The following is a 19,915-nucleotide window of genomic DNA, read 5'->3' on the forward strand; positions in this document are numbered from 1 at the left end:
GACTTGATAGAATAACAAACTAATTCCTATCCTTCTTTTTGATAAAAGGAAAGCCTCCCTCAAAGAATAGTAGTAATATTAAAAATAAAGAGATTAAAGCTACAATAGAAACGATAATCTTAATAGTAATTAAAGACATAAATAGCCAAACATTAGAGTTTGATGGCGCGAATATATATAATTAAACAGAGCGGAAATTATTTAAGTCGAAAGATCACCATTAATATGCGGATAGTGTTATTAATTATCCCATATACGTTTTTAAAACGCTCAAATTACAAGAATCTCTTAAACGCCTTAAAGCATACTCTCTTATTTGTCTCACACGTTCTGGGGTAATTTTAAGATAATCACTCAGCTCTTTTAAACTTTTTGATGGAATACCTCCTAAACCATAAGTAAGAACGAGCACATTTTTTTCTCTGGGAGTAAGAATACTCAAAATTGTATCTATATCCTTTTCGAGTGAAGATTTTATAAGTTCATGGTCTGGATTTGGCTCATCATTAGAAGCCATGGTGCTATACATATTAAAGTTTTCACCATCTTTTAGAGGAGAATCCATAGAAAGATATCTACCTTTACTTTTAATACCAGTTTCTACATCTTTAATAGAAGTATCTAGATGCTTCGCAATTTCTGCGGAAGTAGCGGGTCTTTGTAAACCCTGTTCTAATTCAGCTTGGGCTCTATTAATTTTATTTATAGAACCAATTTTATTTAACGGAAGTCGAACAACTCTAGAATTTTCAGCAATCGCTTGTACAATTCCTTGTCGTATCCACCAAACTGCATAAGAAATGAATTTAAAACCTCTAGTTTCATCAAAGCGTTTTGCTGCTTTAATCAATCCTAAGTTGCCTTCATTAATAAGATCTGAAAGGTTTAATCCCTGATTTTGATATTGTTTTGCTACAGAGACAACAAAACGTAAATTGGAAGTTACTAGCTTATCCAGAGCAATTTGATCTCCGGACTTAATTTTTAGGCTAAGCTCAACCTCTTCTTCTGCTGAAATGAGATCCAGCTTATTAATATCCTGTAGATATTTATCAATACTTGCATCACTCCTATCGGTAATCTGTTTTATAATCTTTAGCTGCCTCATGATAATTTTTAAAATTTAATATCATGATCAAGACTTAAAACGTACAGGAAACATGCATTTTTATAAATAATTAAGACGGAAGTTGGAAGATCCAATTTCCGTCTTATAAATTGCTTAATCTAATACGTCTACAGAGGTTGCTTTAAAACCTTTAGGAGACATTTCTTTTTTGAAGCTTACTTTTACACGTTCAGATAATGGTTTTAGAACGTCTTTATTATGCACAAAAACGTTGTCACCAGATTCATCCTCCTTTATAAAACCAAAGCCTTTATCATCAAAGTAAGAGATTACAACTCCAGTTTTACGTGTTTCTACACGTTCTTCTCGGTCGTGATCAAGATTGATATCTTCCGCATTGATTTTGGTTTTTTTACGCTCATCCGGCGGAGTATCACTTAAATTTCCATTTTCATCTACATACGCAATCATATCTTCAAAGCTTTTACCCTTATCATTGTCCGTTTTGCGTTCTTCTCTTCGCTGTGCTTTCAGCTTTTTCTTTAATAACTTTTTCTTGGCATTTTGTTTTTTCGAAAAGGAGTCTCCCATACAATATAATTTGATTTATAATTTATTATTTTAGTTTTCAGTAATGTATTTACTGAAAAAAGTCGATATTTCGTTAGAATTAAAGCTTTTACAAAAAGCACGACTATTTGTGTACTTCTTATTAAATTGACTTCAGAGAATAATGAAAAGAATGAAGGTCAAATTTATCGTAAGTAACGAATCAAATGTTACTTAAAAAGCGAAAACTGAGGGTTTTAGTGAATTAAAATATTCAAAGAAAGCCAACAGAAAACAGTTGAAATATTGTACAAAGATACAATATAATATCGAGGATAGCCGTTTAAAATTCCTGTTTCTACCAACCTAATCTAAATCAGATGATTACCGCCAATTCATTTTATTGAAAAATTTTGAAGATTTACCTAAAAAAAGAAAAGGATGCAGTGCTAAACTTCATCCTCTGGCTAATTCTTTCTAAAAATTGAAATTAAAAAGGGGGTGTGACCATCATTTCAGAATTGCCCCCTCTTTTTCATATCAACTATTTACGACAAATATAAATTTAAAGAATATGATTCTAAATCATTCAATATTAACAAATTAATAATTATTTATTTCTAAATTATTAATTTGTTAATATTGAATGATCAAATACATCAAACAGCCTTTAGCCGTTCACTAGCGCTTTCTCTTTTTCAATTTTCCTAGCTAGCTTTAAAATTTGATTAATCGCTGCCGCAAATTATTCCTGTTATCTTCTACTGAATAAAAGAAAATTAGCAGAATAAAATATTTCCAAACTCAATATTTAAATTTTTTCACATTATGCATATAAGCTCTTAAATAAAAGTCAAATACTGAAATTAATATCTCCATACTTCAACAAATACCTAAATTCATTTAAAAATTGAAATCATATTGGTAATAATTTGGATACATTTTCGAATCAACCAATAAACTTCAAAGCTTTAAATCCTACGGTAAATGTTGGAAATCTCAGAAATAAATAAAGATTCTATTGAAACTGTTTTAGAAAATATTGAGAAAGAACAGGAAATTAATTGCTCATTGCCTGGTGGCGGCTTATTACATATTGAAAAAGAGCTGCCATATCTTATTATCTATCGGCATAAGGAGAACGATCCGGGTACTGCCAGATTAGTAATTAGCGAATCCTCCTACCTAATTATTGGCAATAGAGAATTTGAAAATTATCAAAATTTACTTTTTGCAATTTCAGATAAACTTTCTGCAACCTTTAAATCTTATATGCTTTTTGAGGTTTTCTCTGGAAAAGTAGACAGTACTACATTCTATATCAAAGGACCAGAGGACAAGCTACCTAATACGCTGCAAAAACTTAACGATGAGCTTAATGCCATCAATAAAGAATATAGCGGTATTTATCTAAAAGCTGAAATTCAAAATACACCTCATCGACAACCAGAGGGAGAACCTGACCTTTTAAGTGTTACCGAATTAAAAAAATGTGGTGCGTTAATTACAGGTTTAGAGGTACCTCCTATTTATCGCAATGATAACGGAGAATTGTATCCGGTGTTTTTCAGAAATTTTAAGGATTTTATTATAAAAGCAATACATAAATCTATTTTTGAGTATATAAGAATTCAGACTTCTGGTGGGGTTGCCAGTTATAATGCACTAGGAAGAAAGTATCTTAAACAAAAAGTTTTTGAAATCGATAAAAAGCTAGCCAGTGTAGAGCGAGCTTATCAATTTTTATGGCTTGTTTCTCCTTCTAATATTCAGGAAATTAAAAATACTTTTTTCGAATCTAATTTCGACAAAGTTTTAGATTATCACTATCGTTTACTTCCTATCGATCCCGACGTTTTAAAACGTAAACTTTATAATTTAAAGATCGAGGATATCGACGATCCTGCTATGTCATTTATCTTCCGCGAAAAAAGGGAAGAGCTGGATAAGCAAATTACCATGTTAACTGAACGTGGTTCCCGAAACTTCTTCTTCAGTAGCATACGTCTACATAGAGGAGTTGATAATGATTTATACGAGGCTGCCAGGGAAATTTTAGATCACCTTCAAGAAAAACATTCAGAAGAAGGGAATATAATCGACTCTAAAGGCTTTAGTAGTTTAGCAAGGCGAGAATTTGATTACTTCAGGAGCCAGGATCCTCATTTTAAATGTAAAGTGCATATCCGTAAAGATGTAAACGTAATGATGGTTTCCCATGGGGAGCTTTATATTCCGCATGATTATAAAATGAATGAAACCGAGGCAAAAGCACTTATTCAGCATGAAGTAGGAACACATGTACTTACCTATTTTAATGGGAGCCAACAACCTTTAGAACAACTAAGCATAGGACTGGCAGATTACGATCCTTTACAAGAAGGACTGGCAGTGATGGCAGAATATTTAGTAGGTGGATTAACGGGTAACCGACTACGCACACTTGCAGGTCGCGTAATTGCCGGGCATGCACTTGTACAAGGCGGTGATTTTCACAGCATATTCAAATTACTGAATTCAGAATATGGTTTTTCTGCTGAAAGAGCCTTTAATATTGTTTCTCGAATTATGCAGGGCGGCGGATTCTTAAAAGATATTATTTATCTGAAGGGATTAGTCGAATTAAGGGAATACCTGCAAAACGGCGGATTATATGAACCGCTACTTGCGGGAAAATTCTCTCTGAAGCATACCGAAATTATCGAAGAATTAACTGAACGTCGTGTCTTGAAATCTGGTGCTTTACGGCCTAGTTATTTAAGTGACGAAAATTTAACCAATAGACTCAACCTAATCAGAGATGGTTTACCCATCTCACAAATGACAACACTATGAAAATTTGTTTTGTATTAAACGATGTTGCTACAGAAACTTGTGGCACGTCTATGTTTTTAATTACAAAAGCGCATCAGAGAGGCCATGATGTTTTTGTAATGGGTGTAGGAGATTTTAATTTTCATCACGACAAACCAATAACGATATTGGCCACTTACGCGCCAAAATCTACAAATACCAAATCACCTAAGAAATATCTGGAAATCCTCCAGAGCTCTAAAGCGAAAACAAAGAAAATAAGCGCCAAAGATATTGATGTGCTTTTTATTAGAAACAATCCTACCGAAGAAAACGCTGCACGCGCTTGGGCAGAGCAAGCAGGTGTTGCTTTTGGACGAATGATTCAGCAAGAAGGCGTACTCGTTTTAAATGATGCCTATGCTCTTTCTCATGCGTTTATCGATAAGCTTTATTTTGAAGAATTACCGGCAGATATAAAACCCGATTCACTAATTACAAGAAATAAAGAAGACATTCTAAAATTTTGGGAAGATCATGATCGTAAAATGGTTTTAAAACCCTTAGAAGGTTCTGGTGGTGAAGATGTATATCTTATCGATGAGAACGAGAAAAACATCAATCAGATCATAGAACATCTTAGTAAAAGTGGATACATCATCGCACAAGAATTTCTACCTGCCGTTAAAGAGGGCGATGTGCGAATTTTACTTATGAATGGTCGAGTGATCGATCGTGATGGTAAAAAGGCTATTATTAGAAGAGTTAGTGGTGAGGGAGAATTCCGTAGTAATTTTAGACAAGGTGCCACAGCCGATAGTAGCGATCTTACCGATGCCATGAAAAGAATTGTTAGTTTAACTGCGCCAAAATTAATTAGAGACGGCTTGTTTTTCGTAGGCCTGGATGTGGTAAAAGATAAATTGATCGAAATTAATGTCTTAAGTCCCGGTGGATTAGATCACATGAGCGAAATAGGAATGCCCGATTTTACAGATGAAATTATCGAAGCCATCGAGCGAAAATTAGAATACAAAACAATGTATGATGGTAAGCTTTCTAATCGCGTATTAGCGACAATGGTATAAAAAAGATTGACTATGAATGATACCTTAGATAAAGAAATCCCTCGAATATTGGGAACATATAGCAGCGGAAATAAAGGTGCTTTGCTTTTTGTTTCTGCCGGAATTCATGGAAATGAGCCTAGCGGAGTTAAAGCCTTACTGAAAGTTTTTGAAGAACTAAAAAAAGCTAAACCTGAAATCAACGGAACTATTGTTGGTGTCTCCGGTAATAAAGTCGCACTAAATGAGAACAAGCGATATATCGACGAAGATCTTAATCGTGCCTGGACTGAAGAGAATATCGAAAATCACAATACTGAAACTCACGAACAAAAAGAAATGTGGGAAATTATTGAGGTGTTAGAACAGTACCCAGAATCAGATTTTACGAAGCGATATTTTTTAGATTGCCATACAACCTCAGCTGCAAGTGTACCTTATATTTCTGTGCAGGTAAAGAATGATAATGATGCCTGGGCGCATCGTTTCCCTACATACATTATTCGCGGTTTTAGTGATTTAGTTTATGGCTGTGTCGATCATTATTTAACCAGAATTGGGGTTACCGGATTTGTTTTTGAGGCAGGACAACATACTGCAAAAGAATCTGTAGAAAATCATGAAGGAATGATTTGGTTGGCATTAAAAGAAGCTTGCGATCTCGACTTAGAAAAGATACCCTCTTATCCAGAATGTGTTACAAGATTCTCAGAGAAAAACGCACCTGAACAAAAAACCTTCGAGATCAATCATAGATATGGATTGAAGGATGATGATGTTTTTAAAATGCAACCAGGCTATGAAAATTTTCAGAAAATTGAAAAAGGTGAATTACTTGCTATTAAGAACGGCGAAGAAGTTAAAAGTGAGTGGAACGCTAGAATTTTTATGCCATTATACCAGGCACAGGGAAATGATGGTTTCTTTGTTGTAGAAGAAGTTTAAATAGATCTAAAATCAAAAAAACCGGCAAATTGCCGGTTTTTTATTTTAATCAGTTTTCTTTTTACGTTTAGTTCTGCCGGTGATTGACCATAAAAGACCAATTCCCAATAGAATACCAACAAAAAAATAAACTTCAGTATTTCTCCAATAATAGGCTAATAACAATCCCAAAATAACAAAGATTATCCCTACTATTCTAACCTTGTTCATTTTTACCTTAATTTAAAAATTCAATACAAACAGGCGTAGGAACTGCCGTTGGATCTCCAAGAGCATCTAATTTACCCGTTGTTTCGTCTATCTTATAAGATTGGATGTCACCAGAATCCTGATTGGCGGCATACAAATAACTTCCATCTTCAGAAATAGCAAAATTACGTGGTGTTTTTCCATTCGTACTTTCAAAACCTATATGCTCTATTTTCCCATTTTCTTTATTGATCTTAAAAATAGCGATACTGTTATGACCGCGATTTGATGCATATAAATAATCGCCAGAAGGAGAAATATGAATATCGGCTCCGCTATTATCTTCAGTAAAATCTTCAGGAATACTGGAAACTGAATTTATTAAATTTAAGCCTCCATTTTTTTCAACCTTAAAAACGCTTATAGTGCTATTTAATTCGTTCATACTATAAGCGAATTTTTGATCTTTACTAAATGTAAAATGTCTTGGACCAGCGCCTTTAGTTAGACTAACCGATTCCATTTCATTCTTTTTAATCGTTTTGTCTTTAGCATCAAGATCGTAAATCCATATTTTATCTAAACCAAGATCGCAAATGTACACGTGCTTGTTATCTTCGGAAATAGATACGGAATGCGTATGTGATTTTTCTGAATTTGGCATATTTAGTTGCTGATGCTTCTCTAGACTTCCGTCCTGCTGAATGCGATACATTACCACTACTCCACCCATGTAATTAGAAACAAAAGCAAACTTATTTGTTTTATCTATCTCAATATGGCATGGTGCGTAAGCTTCCGTAGAAACTTTATCAACCTCGTACAAACTATCATTTTCTCTTACCTGAAAACTGTGTATAAATCCAGATGCGCCATCCTTATCTCCTAATTCACTTACAGCATACAGATATTTATTATCGCTGGTAAGCTTTACAAAAGATGGGTTTATAACTTCAGCCATTGTTTTGTCTAAGCTAATATTGCCTGTTTCGGGGTCTTGTTTTATTGTTAAAATACCATCAGCTTTGCCATCTACATGACCTTCTTTTTTGGTATACGTTCCTATGAATGCCGTATTTAAATTTGCGCTTTTTTCATTCATTTCAGAAATATTTTCTTCACTTTCCTTTTTTTCGTTTTTACAACTACTAAGTGACAGGCCGGCTATTACCACTGCAACAGCCAGTTTACGATTTATCATAATCTTCAATTTGTTTTCAATAAAATTTTAGCATTCTGGCTTAGAGCCATTTTTTCCGTTTAAAATAATAGAGCATCAATAAAAACACGATCACCATTACTCCCAAAAGCACAAAGTAACTATATTTCCATTGTAATTCGGGCATATATTCGAAATTCATTCCGTAGATCCCCGCGATAAATGTTAGCGGAATAAAAATCGAGGCCATGATGGTAAGCACCTTCATTACCTCGTTCATCTTGTTACTAATCGTGGTCATATACATATCCATCAAACTCCATATCATCTCTCGATAAATATCAATATTCTCTGAAATTTGCACAATATGATCTACAAGATCACGCAAATAATTACCGGTCTTTTCTTCTATTATTGGATGATCGATCTTTTCTAACCTCCCTAAGACTTCACGCAAAGGAAAAACCGCTCTTCTAATCCTAACAATTGCTCGTTTTAATTCCTGAATTTCCCTTACTAAATCTTCGTCCTGATCGTCAAGAAAAATCTGATCTTCAAAACCTTCGATCTTTTCACTAATATCTTCTATAACTATAAAATAATTATCGATTATAGCATCCAGCAAAGCAAAAAGCAGATAATCTGCTTTTCGGTTTCTAATTCGACCTTTCTTCTGCTCAATACGTTCACGAACGCCATCAAAAACGTCTCCGCCGGCTTCCTGAAAGGTGAGTACATAATCCTTACCTACAACCAAACTTATATGTTCGATCTCCAAAGTTCCGCCAGCATTATAATAGAGCATTTTAGCGACTATAAAAAGATAGTCCTGATATTCGTCAATTTTGGGACGCTGATTGGTGTTGGCAATATCTTCTAAAATTAGCGGATGCAGCTCGTAGTATTTCCCGAGTTTTTCTATTTCCTCGGTATTATTTAATCCATCGATATTTATCCATGTGATCTTGGATTCATCGACAAATTTTAAAGCATCCTGAGGATTTTTCGATCTAAAACGCTCATATTCTTCAGGATTATAATCAATTACGTCTAATAAAGTTTCTGTATGTTCTTTATTACCAACATAGGTGACCGTTCCTGGAATTTGATTTAAGGCTTTGCTAGACTTGGGCCTGCGAAGCGATAGTCGTTTCCTTTTCGTTTTCGACATAAGACTAATTTAGAAGCTAAATGTAATAATATTACTTAATTTGAACTTGATTTTTATTTTTGGCTTTTACGGCCTGCTTTCTTTTTTAACTTTGCAATATGGAGAAACAGCAGTTGCATAACACGCTTAAAGAATATTTTGGTTACGATAAATTTAGACCATTACAGGAAAATATTATCCAATCGATATTTGAGGGTAACGACAATCTGGTGATTATGCCTACCGGTGGTGGTAAATCTATTTGTTACCAGTTACCAGCAATTCTTTTACCTAAACTTACCATTGTTATTTCTCCCCTCATTGCTTTAATGAAAGATCAGGTCGATGGTCTAAAAGCAAATGGCATTGAAGCCGAATTTCTAAATAGTAGCCAGGATGCAGCAGATCAAGAAGTCATATTTCAGAAAATCGATAAAAACGAGCTGAAATTACTTTATATCGCTCCAGAAAGTTTGCAAGTTCTAGATCGATTTTTAACTGAAGAAACCATCAGTTTAATCGCAATCGACGAGGCGCATTGTATTTCTAGCTGGGGGCACGATTTTAGACCTGCTTATACTCAGCTTGGTTATTTAAAGAACAAATTTTCTAAAACACCAATTGTAGCGTTAACCGCCACCGCCGATAAAGCAACGCGACATGACATTTGCCAACAGCTTAATATTCCTAATGCTGAAAAGCATATTTCTTCTTTCGACCGTAAAAATTTAAGCCTCGAAGTTCGGCAGGGAATAAAACGTTTTGAGCAAATCGCCAAGTTCATTAAAAGCAGGCCGAATGAAAGCGGAATTATATATTGCCTTAGCCGAAAAAACACAGAAGAACTTTCCGAAAAACTTCAGAAGAAAGGATTAGACGCTAAAGCGTATCACGCAGGATTAAAACATGAACAGCGCGAAAGCATTCAGGATGATTTTATTAACGATAAAACTGAAATTATCTGTGCGACCATCGCTTTTGGGATGGGAATCGACAAATCGAACATACGCTGGGTAATTCATTATAACATGCCTAAAAACCTGGAAGGTTACTATCAGGAGATAGGGCGTGCCGGTCGTGATGGATTACCTTCTGCTACTTTATTGTTTCATAGTTATGCTGATGTTGTACAACTACAACGTTTTGCTGAAAACACTAAGAATAAAGATATCCAGATTGCTAAGTTAGACCGAATGAAGCAATATGCGGAAGCGCTTACCTGCCGCCGAAAAATATTGCTTAGCTATTTTGGCGAAATTAAGCAGGAAGATTGTGGTAATTGTGATATTTGTAAAAATCCGCCACAATTTTTTGATGCAACCGTCGCTTCACAAAAAGCACTATCCTGTATCTATAGATTGAAAGGTAAAGAACCGCTAACTACAGTGGTAGATGTTTTACGTGGTAGCCAAAACGAACAAACGCTATCTAAAAACTATAATACGCTAACGACCTATGGTGTTGGGCAAGATATTTCTTGGAATAACTGGCAGCAATATATTCTTCAGCTCATTAATTTAGGCTATGCTGAAATTGCTTTTCACCAAGGAAATGCGCTCAAATTGACCAAACATGCTAAAGAGGTGCTTTTTGAAGGTAAAAAGGTTCATTTAGCTAAAATACCAGATCGCAAGGTACAAACCTCAGCATCTTCACAAACTTCAGATCAGGTTACTTCGGAAAATTCACTTTTCGAAAAACTAAGACAACTTCGTCTAGAGATTGCCAGAGAAGAAGAAATTCCGGCCTATCTTATTTTCAATGATGCAACGTTGAAAGAAATGGAGCGCTCCCGGCCAATGACCGATGAGGAATTTATGCTGATTAATGGAGTTGGACGTAAGAAAATGCAGGAATATGGTTTCCGATTTATAAAAGAGATCATCGGTTTTTCAAAACAAAAACGAACTAGAAAAAAACAGAAAAAAGGCAAAACTTATAAAATTACGGGTGAATTATATGCTGAAGGAAAAACGCCGGAAGAAATTGCCAAAGAAAGAGAACTTTCTGAAATTACCATCATGTCGCATCTTCTAAAACTCTATGATGAAGGCGAAGATATCGATCTAAACCAATTTGTATCAAAATCTGATATGGAAGCTGTTCGAAAAGCCAAGAAAGAACTAGAAAATCCCGAGAAGCTAAAACCTTATTTCGAACATTTTGAAGAAGCTATTCCTTACAACAGTATTAAAATTGCACTCAAAATTATCGATAAAGAAGATTAATTTTTTCGCAATAATCAAAACAAAAGAATTCTTATTTTAGCACTATTAAAGTTTATACTTTTACGCTTCTAGACCAAAAAATGTAAATATGGATACAGCCTTGATATTAATTGATATTCAGAACGATTACTTCGAGAATGGGAAAATGGAACTTTCACAGCCCGAAGAAGCGAGTTTGAATGTTAAGAAAATTTTAGAGGAATTTAGAAAAGAAAAACTTCCTATTATTCATATTCAACACGAATCTTTGCGTTCTGATGCTTCTTTCTTTGTTCCAAAAACTGAAGGAGTAGAAATTCACGAAAATGTAAAACCTATAGACGGGGAAAAAATCATAATAAAACATTTTCCTAACAGTTTTATAGAAACTGAATTGCTAAAAACCTTAAAAGATAAAGGAATAAATAAATTGGTGATCTGCGGAATGATGACGCATATGTGCGTAGACGCAACCACCAGAGCTGCAAAAGACTTCGGATTTGATTGCACCGTTATTGCGGATGCTTGTGCTACCAAAGATTTGGAAATACATGGAGAACATGTAAAAGCTAACGAAGTTCAAAAATCTTTTCTTGCCGCATTAGACTACTTTTATTCAGACGTTTTAACAACTGAAAAATTTCTTAAAATTTGAAAAATTTTCTGCTAACAGGCTACAAAATTAATTAGGACAAATATCTTTTCTGCCTAATTATAATAGGCTTTAAAAATAACTATTTATTCGAAATGCAAATCGTTAAGGATAAGTCCGCTTGCGGGTGCGCTGTAATTCATTTGCAGTGCACTTCCCTCTTTTAGGCTTTCTTCAATATGTTGTAATGTAAATTCGCCGCGACCAAGTTGAATCATAGCGCCCATCATTAAACGAACCTGATGGCGTAAAAAGCCTTTACCGTGTACATGAAAAATATATGATTTCTCCGGAAAGAAATTTGCCGTATACAAGGTATTTTCTACAATTTCAGCTTTAATTATTTCACGCTCAAATGTGCTTTTCTCTGAAACCCGCACGCAATAATTTCTGAAGTTGTGCATGCCATTAAAAAGATGCGCACCTTTTTTCATCAATTCAATATCCATATCAAACTGAAAATTGGCCATAAACGGCGCACAAAAAGGATGATTTTTACTTCCGAAGGAAAATAAATACGCGTACTCCTTTACTTTAGAATGCTGAATAATATTGAATTTTGAGTCGACTTGTTCTATATCCGTCACTCGTATATCCTGCGGAAGATTTAGATTAAAAAGATCCAAAAACTCCTTTAGATCATCTAAAGGTTCTTCATCCAAAAAAAGTTCGAAAGCAGATCCGTTTGAAGAAACCATAGCGTCGGTACGACTACAACCCAAAATCTTATATTTCCCATCGGGCATTACATAACGCAGGGTTTTAGTGATTAAACCCTCTACTGTTTTAAGATTGGGCTGTTTTTGCCAACCATGTAAACGATAGCCTAAGTATTGAACTTTGATTAGGTAATAAAATCGGACTCTCTGCATTTCTGAATTTTGCTCAAAAATAACAGAGTTAAGCTGAATTCCCTAAACCGAAGTCAAGCTTATTTGAAATTCTTAATTAATGAGCAATTTTATAAGCTTGCAAAGCAATTTTAGAATCTGATAATAACCCAATATTTAATAGAGCAGAGCTCATTACAAACTGAACTTTATCTCCCTTCTCCAGTTCTATTAATGTATCAATGCTGGTTGAAGTAAGTGGTACTTGAGCTATGGAATTTAAACCTAATAAATCAGATCCTATTCCAACGTTAATAGCATCGAAATATTTTTCTTCCCATACACTATTGTTTTTTAAAACCGCAAGCCTCTTTCCTCCTAAAACGCTTAACTCTATACCAGATTCTAAGTGAATTACAAAGTGAATTCTATAAATACCAGATTTTGGTGCGGTATAAACTCCATTCTTAAGAAGTGATTGATTTCCTAATTTAGTGTCATCTTCGCCGGTTAAATCGATCTTAGACCATTTTCTATTTAAAATATTTAGCTGAAGTAACGACCAATTACCATCATTTACGGCTGAATATGCCGATGATGTAGATTCTTCGCGAAATTCTGTAATTGGGATTTGTTTAACTTCAGAATTTCCTTTTAAAGAATTATCAATCACAAGTATTGATATATTGCTTTTACCGCTAGAAATTGTATCTACCGAGCGAATAATTAAATTTCCATTAATGTCGAGTGTAGCTACTGGATCTTCAGTTCCTATACCTACCTGAGCAAGTAAGGGAAGATTTACTAATAGCAAAATAATAAAATAAAAGTGACGCATAGTGATTCAGATTAAATTAATAAATACCTGCATCATTTTTAAGATTTGGTCAAATTTCTGATATAACAATTTAACGATTTTTTTAGTATTTTTAAAATGAAAAGCCTTAAAAGGGATATAAAACAGAATAAATAGCATCAAAATAGCCGATTTTAGAATAAATTTGCAATGCTTCATTATTAAGTTAATACTAATCACGGTCTCTACGAGATATGTTATAAAATAAAGTTAAACTGTTATAATATTATGTTAACCCATCAATGAAACAGAGAAATTTGTCATCTAAAAATCAAATAGTTAGACTATATCTAGTAATAGAAACCTTTTAAATATTATTAAATGATAATTTTTCGTTTCTTTCAGTACAAAACTTCGACCAACCCTCATAACTGAAATTATCGAATTAAACGACGAAATACAGGGATTTAGCGCTACACCAAACCTGTTGGAAAGACATTCTCATGACTATGATTTAGAAGCTTTCGAACTGCCTAAAAGGACTTTTCAGCGGAAAGATTCAGTAAAGCTCAAAAACGAGATTGAGAAGATATTTGTTCTAGGCAAACGTGTTGAGCGTTTCTTCGAATTTCAGATTTCCAACTCAGCAAAATTTGAAGTTTTATTGAGCAATATTCAGATTATAGAAGATAAAAAAACCTTAGGCGAACTAGATTTTATTCTGAAGGAAAAAAATACTAATCAACATATCCATGTAGAACTAGTATATAAATTCTATGTGTATGATCCTTCTTTTAAGAATGAACTTTCCAGATGGATTGGCCCCAATCGCAAGGATTCTCTACTCGAGAAAATCGATAAACTGAAATCTAAGCAACTTCCGCTGCTTTATAAGAAAAAAACACAGGATATACTTAGTGGGAAGAATATAGCTACTAAAAATATCGTTCAGAAAGTGTGTTATAAAGCGAGTTTATTTGTTCCAAAGAAACTACTAGGCAGCACTTTCACTAAAATCAACAACGATTGCATCAAAGGATATTATATTACGTTTAATGAATTTGCTTCAAATGAATACGAAACAAATTATTTTTATAGCCCACAAAAACAGTTTTGGCCGGTAGATCCTATTAAAAATGAAACATGGTTTTCGTATCAGGAAATTCTTTCGCAGATAATTAAATTTATAGAAAATAAAAAAGCTCCTTTAGTCTGGATGAAGACAAATAAAGGAATAGAGCAGTTTTTTGTGGTCTGGTGGTAAATTTTCAGGAATTACTTACGCAGTACAGCTTTTGCTTGTACCTTTGCGTCCTAATTTTCCGAAATGAGTGACAAGCTTAAAGAAGCGATTAAGACATCCTATCTAAGTATAGCAGGAAATGGAGTACTCGCCGTTGTCAAATTTTTAGCAGGCTTCTTTGGAAACTCCTACGCACTTATTGCAGATGCTATAGAATCGACTGCAGATGTTTTCTCTTCTTTCTTAGTCCTTTTAGGTCTTAGATATGCCGCAAGACCTGCCGATGATAATCATCCTTATGGCCACGGGCGTGTAGAACCACTTGTAACTTTTGGTGTTGTTGGATTTCTAATCGTGTCGGCAACAGTTATCGCTTACGAAAGTATAGAAAACATAAGAACGCCGCATGAAGTCCCAGAACCTTACACCCTAATTATTTTAGCCATTATAATCATCATTAAAGAAACCTTTTATAGAATTGTTTCTAAAAAAAGTGATGAAACTAAAAGTACTTCCCTAAAAGCAGATGCTTGGCATCACCGTAGTGACGCTATTACTTCGCTAACCGCATTTATCGGGATAACCGTTGCGTTAATTATGGGGGATGGTTACGAAAGCGCAGACGATTGGGCTGCACTTCTGGCTTCAGGATTTATTTTATTTAACGCTTACCTTATTCTACGTCCTGCTCTGGGCGAAATTATGGACGAGCATATGTATGATGATCTTATCGAAGATATTAGAAAATTAGCTACAACTGTAACCGGAGTGTTGGATACTGAAAAGTGTTTTGTCCGCAAAACGGGAATGACGTTTCATGTGGATCTTCACATTAATGTTGACGCGCAAATAAGCGTAAAAGAAGGCCATGATATAGCACATGAAGTAAAAGATACCCTGGTAGCCGAACTTCCCGAAATTGCTGATGTTCTTATTCATGTAGAGCCATCACATTAAATTTTAATCTTTTATTCAAAATCGAATTCCCTTTTAATCATAAACAAAGCTGATCTAACCGGGATTATTTTTCTTATAAAACTTTACCTTTGCATAAAATCAAATGAATGGACAATAATCTTGCGGTACTTATAGATGGTGACAATATTCCCTCGGCGTACGTCAAAGAAATGATGGAAGAAATTGCGAAACATGGGAATCCTACTATAAAACGTATTTATGGCGATTGGACAAATCCGCACCTTTCTAAATGGAAATCTGTTCTTCTTGAAAACGCAGTTAGCCCAATACAACAATATGGCTATACGCAAGGTAAAAATGCAACCGATTCTGCCATGATTATCGATGCCATGGATATTTTATATTCCAACAAAGTCGATGGTTTTTGCTTAGTAAGTAGTGATAGTGATTTTACGCGCCTTGCAACCCGATTAAGAGAAGCCGGTAAGCGAGTTATAGGTATTGGAGAAAAAAAGACGCCAGATCCTTTTATAGTGGCCTGCGATCGGTTCATATATCTGGAGATTCTTAAAAATAAGGATAAGGAAGAAGAACAACCGGAAGCAGTAAAAGGAAAGCAGAACAAAAAATCGAATGTAGATCGTCTAACACCACGTGTAATTAAATATATCGCCAATACTATATCTGATGTTGCAGATGATGATGGTTGGGCATTTATGGGCGACGTAGGAAGTTTGCTACAGAAAAAACAACCTAATTTCGATTCTCGTAACTATGGCTATCAAAAGCTTACGCCAATGATTGCTTCTATTGATAAGTTTGAAATTGAATCTCGCGAGAATAATAACAACAGTAAATTCAAGCTCATATTCGTTAGAAATAAAGAGTAATTTTTATTGGCTTCGCTAAAGGGTTTAATCCTTCAAGGCTTGCCTATAATAAATTGAAAATTCGTTTCCGACCAATGCCTCATCGCATTGCCCTGAGATTGTATATTTAAAACTGAATCAACCTACTAACTCATATGTTAGTTAAAATATACAGTAAAAAAGGAGGCCTTACGGTTTCCTTTTTTTAATTTTAATAAAAAAACTATGCGAAGTATAAAGAAAATTCATCAGGCAGAATGGCGTCCTATAGGAAATCTAGTTACTTATTCTCCCATTCCAACGGCAAGCCTACAGATGATCGATCCTTTTATTTTCCTGAATCATCATGGTTCACAGGTTTATCCTGAAAATAATAACGGCTTGCCATTTGGCCCACATCCACATCGTGGGATGGAAACCGTGACTTTTATATTAGATGGCGATATTGCACACAAAGATTCTGGCGGACATAAGAGTGTTATCGAAAGCGGCGGCGTACAGTGGATGACGGCTGGTAGCGGACTTATACATGCGGAAGTTTCTTCGGAAGAGTTTAAGAAAAAAGGTGGTGATCTTGAAATTTTGCAACTTTGGGTAAATCTACCCGCAAAACATAAAATGGAAGAACCTAAATATATAGGTTTACAGAAAGATGATATTCCTGTTGCAATTACCGATGATAAAAAAGTAAAAGCTCAGGTCGTATCGGGTGAATTTCTAGGAATTAAAGGCGCTTTTGATACTTATACCGATATAAACCTTTCTACTGTATTTTTTGAAGCAAATTCTAAATTAGATATTGATATTCCTACTTCTCAGAATATATTCTTTTACGTGATTAAAGGAAGTCTAGAAGTAAACGAAAAAGCAATACAGGAAAGACATTTAGCGGAGTTTAATAATGATGATGAAAAACTTCAAATCTCAGCTTCAGAAAAAAGTATTTTGTTATTTGGCTTTGCCACTCCTTTTGAAGAACCGGTAGTTGCTCGTGGTCCTTTTGTAATGAATAGCATGCAAGAAATCGACGAAGCTTATCAGGACTTCCAGGAAGGAAAAATGGGAAGGTGGACTGAATAAAAAATTCAGCCATTCTCACTAAAATAGAAAAACCGCTGTATTGGCGGTTTTTTTATTTATTTCAAATTATGATGATATTTTAGGTTAAGTATTTATGGACTGCACAAACAACAATAAATTACCAGATACAAATGAAACTTTGGCAACATCTTCAGTAATGGTATTACGAGTTCCTATTCTATCTGTAATGGCTAAATCTTCGTTAGTTAAAGGATATTTTACACCTTCAGAATAAATATTCTTAGCTTCAGAAAAAGGAAAAAGAGAAATTATTTCATCTTTAAATCCGCATATTTCAGTTGATTTTTCAGCAAAAAAATAACAGCCAAAATCATCAAAACATCGAATATTAATTTCATTATAATGGTGGATCATCGAATTAAGATTCCCTAAAAAATGATCTTGTTCTAGCCCACTGCAACCATAAACGGCAACACTTTTAAATCCTTCGTTGATTATAATTCGTAACGCTTTTTCGAAATCTGTAGCGTTTTGGTCTGGAGTTTCTATCACATCGACCGATGCCGCTATTCTATTTCTTTTCACAGAATCAAAATCGCCGGAAACTACATCTGGCTGAATATTTAAGTCTGAAAGCTTAGCATACGCACCATCGGTACAATAAATCTTTTTAAAACGATCTAAAACAGGAATTTCCTTTGGAAACTGCCCGTTTATAAACAAAACAACTTCAGCTTCAGTTTTATATGTAGCCCTATCTAGCTTCATCTAGTGACGTTCTTCTAAAACTTTAGAAATATCCTTTAGTCCGTAACCTTTTGCTTTCAGAAGAATTAAATAATGAAATAGTAGATCGGCACTTTCATTTAGGAAAAGATCTTCATCATTATCCTTTGCTTCAATAACCACTTCAACAGCTTCTTCTCCTACTTTCTGAGCGATTTTATTCATTCCTTTATCAAAAAGAGAAACTACATACGAGTTTTTATCTTCTCGTAATTCAGGCTCAACTTCGCTCATCTTTTTACGGTGAGCAATAATTCCTTCTAATTCTGATAAAAATCCAAATGATGCTTCATTTTCTTCTGCCCAACACGTATCTGTACCTTTGTGGCAAGTTGGTCCCTGCGGATGCACCATTATTAATAGCGAATCATTATCGCAGTCATTTTTAATAGAAACAAGGCTTAAAAAATTTCCGCTTTCTTCACCCTTAGTCCATAAACGTTTTTTACTACGGCTATAAAAAGTAACTTTCTTTGTTTCGTTGGTTTTTAAATAAGCTTCCTCATTCATATACCCCAACATCAACACTTTTCTTGTTGTTGCATCTTGAATAATTGCTGGCACTAATCCATCGTTATTCTTATCAAAATCGATATTCATCTTTTTAATTTTAAATTCTTACTGGAATTCCCTGATCTGCCAATTCTTTTTTAAGATCTGGAATTTCTATTTCTTTAAAATGAAAAACACTAGCAGCAAGTGCTGCATCTGCTTTTCCTTCTTGAAATGCATCTACAAAATGCTGAATATTCCCTGCTCCTCCGGAAGCAATAATGGGTATATTTAAATCTTCAGACAATTTTGCCAATGCAATATTAGCAAAACCATTCTTTGTACCGTCGTTATTCATAGACGTAAATAAAATTTCTCCTGCTCCTCGCTCTTCAACTTCTTTAGCCCATTCAAATAAATCGAGTTCAGTAGGTACTTTGCCTCCAACTAAATGGACAATCCATTTCCCGCTTACCTGCTTTGCATCTATGGCTACAGTAATACACTGGGCGCCAAATTTTCTAGAAAGCTCGTTAATTAAGTCTGGATTTTTTACTGCGGAAGAATTAATTGAAACCTTATCGGCTCCATTCTTCAGTAAAATATCTACATCTTCAATAGAAGAAATACCGCCACCTACGGTGAACGGAATATTTACTTTTTCAGCAACTCTTAATACCAGATTAGCTAAAGTTTTTCGGCGTTCTTCTGTTGCTGAAATATCAAGAAAAACCAATTCATCTGCACCAGTTTCAGCATATTTTGCCGCCAATTCTACAGGATCTCCAGCATCCCTTAGATCAACAAAATTGACTCCTTTTACGGTTCTTCCTGCCTTTATATCTAAACAGGGTATAATTCTTTTTGTTAGCATTGTTTTAGTTTACGGTTTTTTAGCTTACAGCAGTCAGCTTTTAGCCTTCAGCTATTTTTCAATAATTTGTCATTTCGAACGTAATGAAATGAAGTCGAGAAATCTTAGAGCAACTATTTACAATTCAACATAAATCTAGATTAACACCTTCAGATTTCCACATCACCAAATTGGCACATTCTCAAACTAAAAATTTTTAGATTTTTGAAGAGATCTCTCCGCCTCGGTCGAGATGACAACACCTAAAATTAGGGATCATTTCTCAGCATTTTCATTTAAAATTCAA

The 19,915-nt window shown here is 34.5% G+C and carries 19 protein-coding genes; 9 read left to right on the forward strand and 10 right to left on the reverse strand.

What is annotated here, in order from left to right; all coding sequences use genetic code 11:
• Nucleotides 1–244: 244 nt before the first annotated feature.
• Nucleotides 245–1,108, reverse strand: a complete 864-nt coding sequence (locus tag QWY91_RS06155; RefSeq protein ID WP_290232643.1) for a sigma-70 family RNA polymerase sigma factor — start codon at nt 1,106–1,108, stop codon at nt 245–247.
• A 114-nt stretch (nt 1,109–1,222) separates the two neighbouring features.
• Nucleotides 1,223–1,660 (reverse strand): cold-shock protein, encoded by a 438-nt coding sequence (locus tag QWY91_RS06160; protein ID WP_290232644.1) that lies wholly within the window; start codon nt 1,658–1,660, stop codon nt 1,223–1,225.
• 945 nt (nt 1,661–2,605) lie between these two features.
• On the opposite strand from QWY91_RS06160, the gene QWY91_RS06165 reads away from it, so the two are divergent.
• Genes QWY91_RS06165 through QWY91_RS06175 form a run of 3 tightly spaced genes read left to right on the forward strand, consistent with a single transcriptional unit; the run spans nt 2,606 to nt 6,423 of the window.
• Nucleotides 2,606–4,453, forward strand: a complete 1,848-nt coding sequence (locus QWY91_RS06165) for a peptidase MATCAP family protein (protein ID WP_290232647.1) — start codon at nt 2,606–2,608, stop codon at nt 4,451–4,453.
• Nucleotides 4,450–5,499, forward strand: coding sequence for a glutathione synthetase (locus QWY91_RS06170; protein ID WP_290232649.1), 1,050 nt, complete (start codon nt 4,450–4,452; stop codon nt 5,497–5,499). Before QWY91_RS06165 ends, QWY91_RS06170 begins: the two co-directional genes overlap by 4 nt.
• Before the next feature lie 12 nt (nt 5,500–5,511).
• Nucleotides 5,512–6,423, forward strand: a complete 912-nt coding sequence (locus QWY91_RS06175; protein ID WP_290232652.1) for a M14 family metallopeptidase — start codon at nt 5,512–5,514, stop codon at nt 6,421–6,423.
• Nucleotides 6,424–6,468: 45 nt separating this feature from the next.
• Here the strand turns inward: QWY91_RS06175 and QWY91_RS06180 are convergent, their stop codons facing one another.
• The 3 genes from QWY91_RS06180 to corA are packed head-to-tail and all read right to left on the reverse strand — an operon-like array spanning nt 6,469 to nt 8,942.
• On the reverse strand, nt 6,469–6,633 hold the full coding sequence (locus tag QWY91_RS06180) for a hypothetical protein (RefSeq protein ID WP_290232655.1): 165 nt from the start codon (nt 6,631–6,633) through the stop codon (nt 6,469–6,471).
• Nucleotides 6,634–6,640: 7 nt separating this feature from the next.
• Complete coding sequence (locus QWY91_RS06185; RefSeq protein ID WP_290232658.1) at nt 6,641–7,813, reverse strand: lactonase family protein; 1,173 nt, start codon at nt 7,811–7,813, stop codon at nt 6,641–6,643.
• 40 nt (nt 7,814–7,853) lie between these two features.
• Nucleotides 7,854–8,942: a magnesium/cobalt transporter CorA gene (gene corA, locus QWY91_RS06190; protein WP_290232661.1), complete on the reverse strand. Its 1,089-nt coding sequence runs from the start codon at nt 8,940–8,942 to the stop codon at nt 7,854–7,856.
• 98 nt (nt 8,943–9,040) lie between these two features.
• Between corA and recQ the strand changes: the two genes are divergently transcribed.
• Both recQ and QWY91_RS06200 read left to right on the forward strand, forming a co-directional pair.
• On the forward strand, nt 9,041–11,149 hold the full coding sequence (gene recQ, locus QWY91_RS06195; protein ID WP_290232663.1) for a DNA helicase RecQ: 2,109 nt from the start codon (nt 9,041–9,043) through the stop codon (nt 11,147–11,149).
• Nucleotides 11,150–11,237: 88 nt separating this feature from the next.
• Nucleotides 11,238–11,783, forward strand: a complete 546-nt coding sequence (locus QWY91_RS06200) for a cysteine hydrolase family protein (RefSeq protein WP_290232666.1) — start codon at nt 11,238–11,240, stop codon at nt 11,781–11,783.
• An 83-nt stretch (nt 11,784–11,866) separates the two neighbouring features.
• Here QWY91_RS06200 and truA read toward each other — a convergent pair whose 3' ends face one another.
• Together truA and QWY91_RS06210 are read right to left on the reverse strand one after the other, a co-directional pair.
• Nucleotides 11,867–12,652, reverse strand: coding sequence for a tRNA pseudouridine(38-40) synthase TruA (gene truA / locus QWY91_RS06205; RefSeq protein WP_290232669.1), 786 nt, complete (start codon nt 12,650–12,652; stop codon nt 11,867–11,869).
• A 76-nt stretch (nt 12,653–12,728) separates the two neighbouring features.
• Nucleotides 12,729–13,448, reverse strand: coding sequence for a hypothetical protein (locus QWY91_RS06210; protein ID WP_290232671.1), 720 nt, complete (start codon nt 13,446–13,448; stop codon nt 12,729–12,731).
• Between the two features lie 445 nt (nt 13,449–13,893).
• Between QWY91_RS06210 and QWY91_RS06215 the strand changes: the two genes are divergently transcribed.
• The 4 genes from QWY91_RS06215 to QWY91_RS06230 all read left to right on the forward strand — a co-directional run bounded on the left by QWY91_RS06215 (nt 13,894) and on the right by QWY91_RS06230 (nt 17,516).
• Entirely contained in the window at nt 13,894–14,670 is a 777-nt protein-coding gene (locus QWY91_RS06215; RefSeq protein ID WP_386270305.1) for a DUF1853 family protein, read from the forward strand.
• Between the two features lie 63 nt (nt 14,671–14,733).
• The gene (locus tag QWY91_RS06220) at nt 14,734–15,606 is read left to right on the forward strand and encodes a cation diffusion facilitator family transporter (RefSeq protein ID WP_290232673.1); all 873 of its coding nucleotides are present in this window, start codon (nt 14,734–14,736) and stop codon (nt 15,604–15,606) included.
• Nucleotides 15,607–15,713: 107 nt separating this feature from the next.
• On the forward strand, nt 15,714–16,457 hold the full coding sequence (locus tag QWY91_RS06225; RefSeq protein ID WP_290232675.1) for an NYN domain-containing protein: 744 nt from the start codon (nt 15,714–15,716) through the stop codon (nt 16,455–16,457).
• A gap of 204 nt (nt 16,458–16,661) precedes the next feature.
• Nucleotides 16,662–17,516 carry a pirin family protein gene (locus tag QWY91_RS06230; protein ID WP_290232678.1) on the forward strand — a complete coding sequence of 285 codons (855 nt, stop codon included), beginning with the start codon at nt 16,662–16,664 and terminating at the stop codon, nt 17,514–17,516.
• Between the two features lie 84 nt (nt 17,517–17,600).
• On the opposite strand, the gene QWY91_RS06235 is transcribed toward QWY91_RS06230, so the two are convergent.
• The 3 genes from QWY91_RS06235 to hisF are packed head-to-tail and all read right to left on the reverse strand — an operon-like array spanning nt 17,601 to nt 19,629.
• Nucleotides 17,601–18,245, reverse strand: coding sequence for a thiamine diphosphokinase (locus QWY91_RS06235; protein WP_290232680.1), 645 nt, complete (start codon nt 18,243–18,245; stop codon nt 17,601–17,603).
• A complete protein-coding gene (hisIE, locus tag QWY91_RS06240; RefSeq protein ID WP_290232683.1) occupies nt 18,246–18,863 on the reverse strand; it encodes a bifunctional phosphoribosyl-AMP cyclohydrolase/phosphoribosyl-ATP diphosphatase HisIE in 618 nt (205 codons plus the stop codon).
• Nucleotides 18,864–18,873: 10 nt separating this feature from the next.
• Nucleotides 18,874–19,629, reverse strand: coding sequence for an imidazole glycerol phosphate synthase subunit HisF (hisF, locus tag QWY91_RS06245; protein WP_290232686.1), 756 nt, complete (start codon nt 19,627–19,629; stop codon nt 18,874–18,876).
• Nucleotides 19,630–19,915 lie beyond the last annotated feature (286 nt).

This window comes from Zunongwangia endophytica (assembly GCF_030409505.1).
In the GTDB taxonomy this organism is placed as follows: domain Bacteria; phylum Bacteroidota; class Bacteroidia; order Flavobacteriales; family Flavobacteriaceae; genus Zunongwangia; species Zunongwangia endophytica.

What these genes read in the sequence shown, in the direction of transcription:
- QWY91_RS06155 (WP_290232643.1), bottom strand. Translation starts at nt 1,108, where the DNA reads ATGAGGCAGCTAAAGATTATAAAACAGATTACCGATAGGAGTGATGCA.
- QWY91_RS06160 (WP_290232644.1), bottom strand. Translation starts at nt 1,660, where the DNA reads ATGGGAGACTCCTTTTCGAAAAAACAAAATGCCAAGAAAAAGTTATTA.
- QWY91_RS06165 (WP_290232647.1), top strand. Translation starts at nt 2,606, where the DNA reads ATGTTGGAAATCTCAGAAATAAATAAAGATTCTATTGAAACTGTTTTA.
- QWY91_RS06170 (WP_290232649.1), top strand. Translation starts at nt 4,450, where the DNA reads ATGAAAATTTGTTTTGTATTAAACGATGTTGCTACAGAAACTTGTGGC.
- QWY91_RS06175 (WP_290232652.1), top strand. Translation starts at nt 5,512, where the DNA reads ATGAATGATACCTTAGATAAAGAAATCCCTCGAATATTGGGAACATAT.
- QWY91_RS06180 (WP_290232655.1), bottom strand. Translation starts at nt 6,633, where the DNA reads ATGAACAAGGTTAGAATAGTAGGGATAATCTTTGTTATTTTGGGATTG.
- QWY91_RS06185 (WP_290232658.1), bottom strand. Translation starts at nt 7,813, where the DNA reads ATGATAAATCGTAAACTGGCTGTTGCAGTGGTAATAGCCGGCCTGTCA.
- corA (WP_290232661.1), bottom strand. Translation starts at nt 8,942, where the DNA reads ATGTCGAAAACGAAAAGGAAACGACTATCGCTTCGCAGGCCCAAGTCT.
- recQ (WP_290232663.1), top strand. Translation starts at nt 9,041, where the DNA reads ATGGAGAAACAGCAGTTGCATAACACGCTTAAAGAATATTTTGGTTAC.
- QWY91_RS06200 (WP_290232666.1), top strand. Translation starts at nt 11,238, where the DNA reads ATGGATACAGCCTTGATATTAATTGATATTCAGAACGATTACTTCGAG.
- truA (WP_290232669.1), bottom strand. Translation starts at nt 12,652, where the DNA reads ATGCAGAGAGTCCGATTTTATTACCTAATCAAAGTTCAATACTTAGGC.
- QWY91_RS06210 (WP_290232671.1), bottom strand. Translation starts at nt 13,448, where the DNA reads ATGCGTCACTTTTATTTTATTATTTTGCTATTAGTAAATCTTCCCTTA.
- QWY91_RS06220 (WP_290232673.1), top strand. Translation starts at nt 14,734, where the DNA reads ATGAGTGACAAGCTTAAAGAAGCGATTAAGACATCCTATCTAAGTATA.
- QWY91_RS06225 (WP_290232675.1), top strand. Translation starts at nt 15,714, where the DNA reads ATGGACAATAATCTTGCGGTACTTATAGATGGTGACAATATTCCCTCG.
- QWY91_RS06230 (WP_290232678.1), top strand. Translation starts at nt 16,662, where the DNA reads ATGCGAAGTATAAAGAAAATTCATCAGGCAGAATGGCGTCCTATAGGA.
- QWY91_RS06235 (WP_290232680.1), bottom strand. Translation starts at nt 18,245, where the DNA reads ATGAAGCTAGATAGGGCTACATATAAAACTGAAGCTGAAGTTGTTTTG.
- hisIE (WP_290232683.1), bottom strand. Translation starts at nt 18,863, where the DNA reads ATGAATATCGATTTTGATAAGAATAACGATGGATTAGTGCCAGCAATT.
- hisF (WP_290232686.1), bottom strand. Translation starts at nt 19,629, where the DNA reads ATGCTAACAAAAAGAATTATACCCTGTTTAGATATAAAGGCAGGAAGA.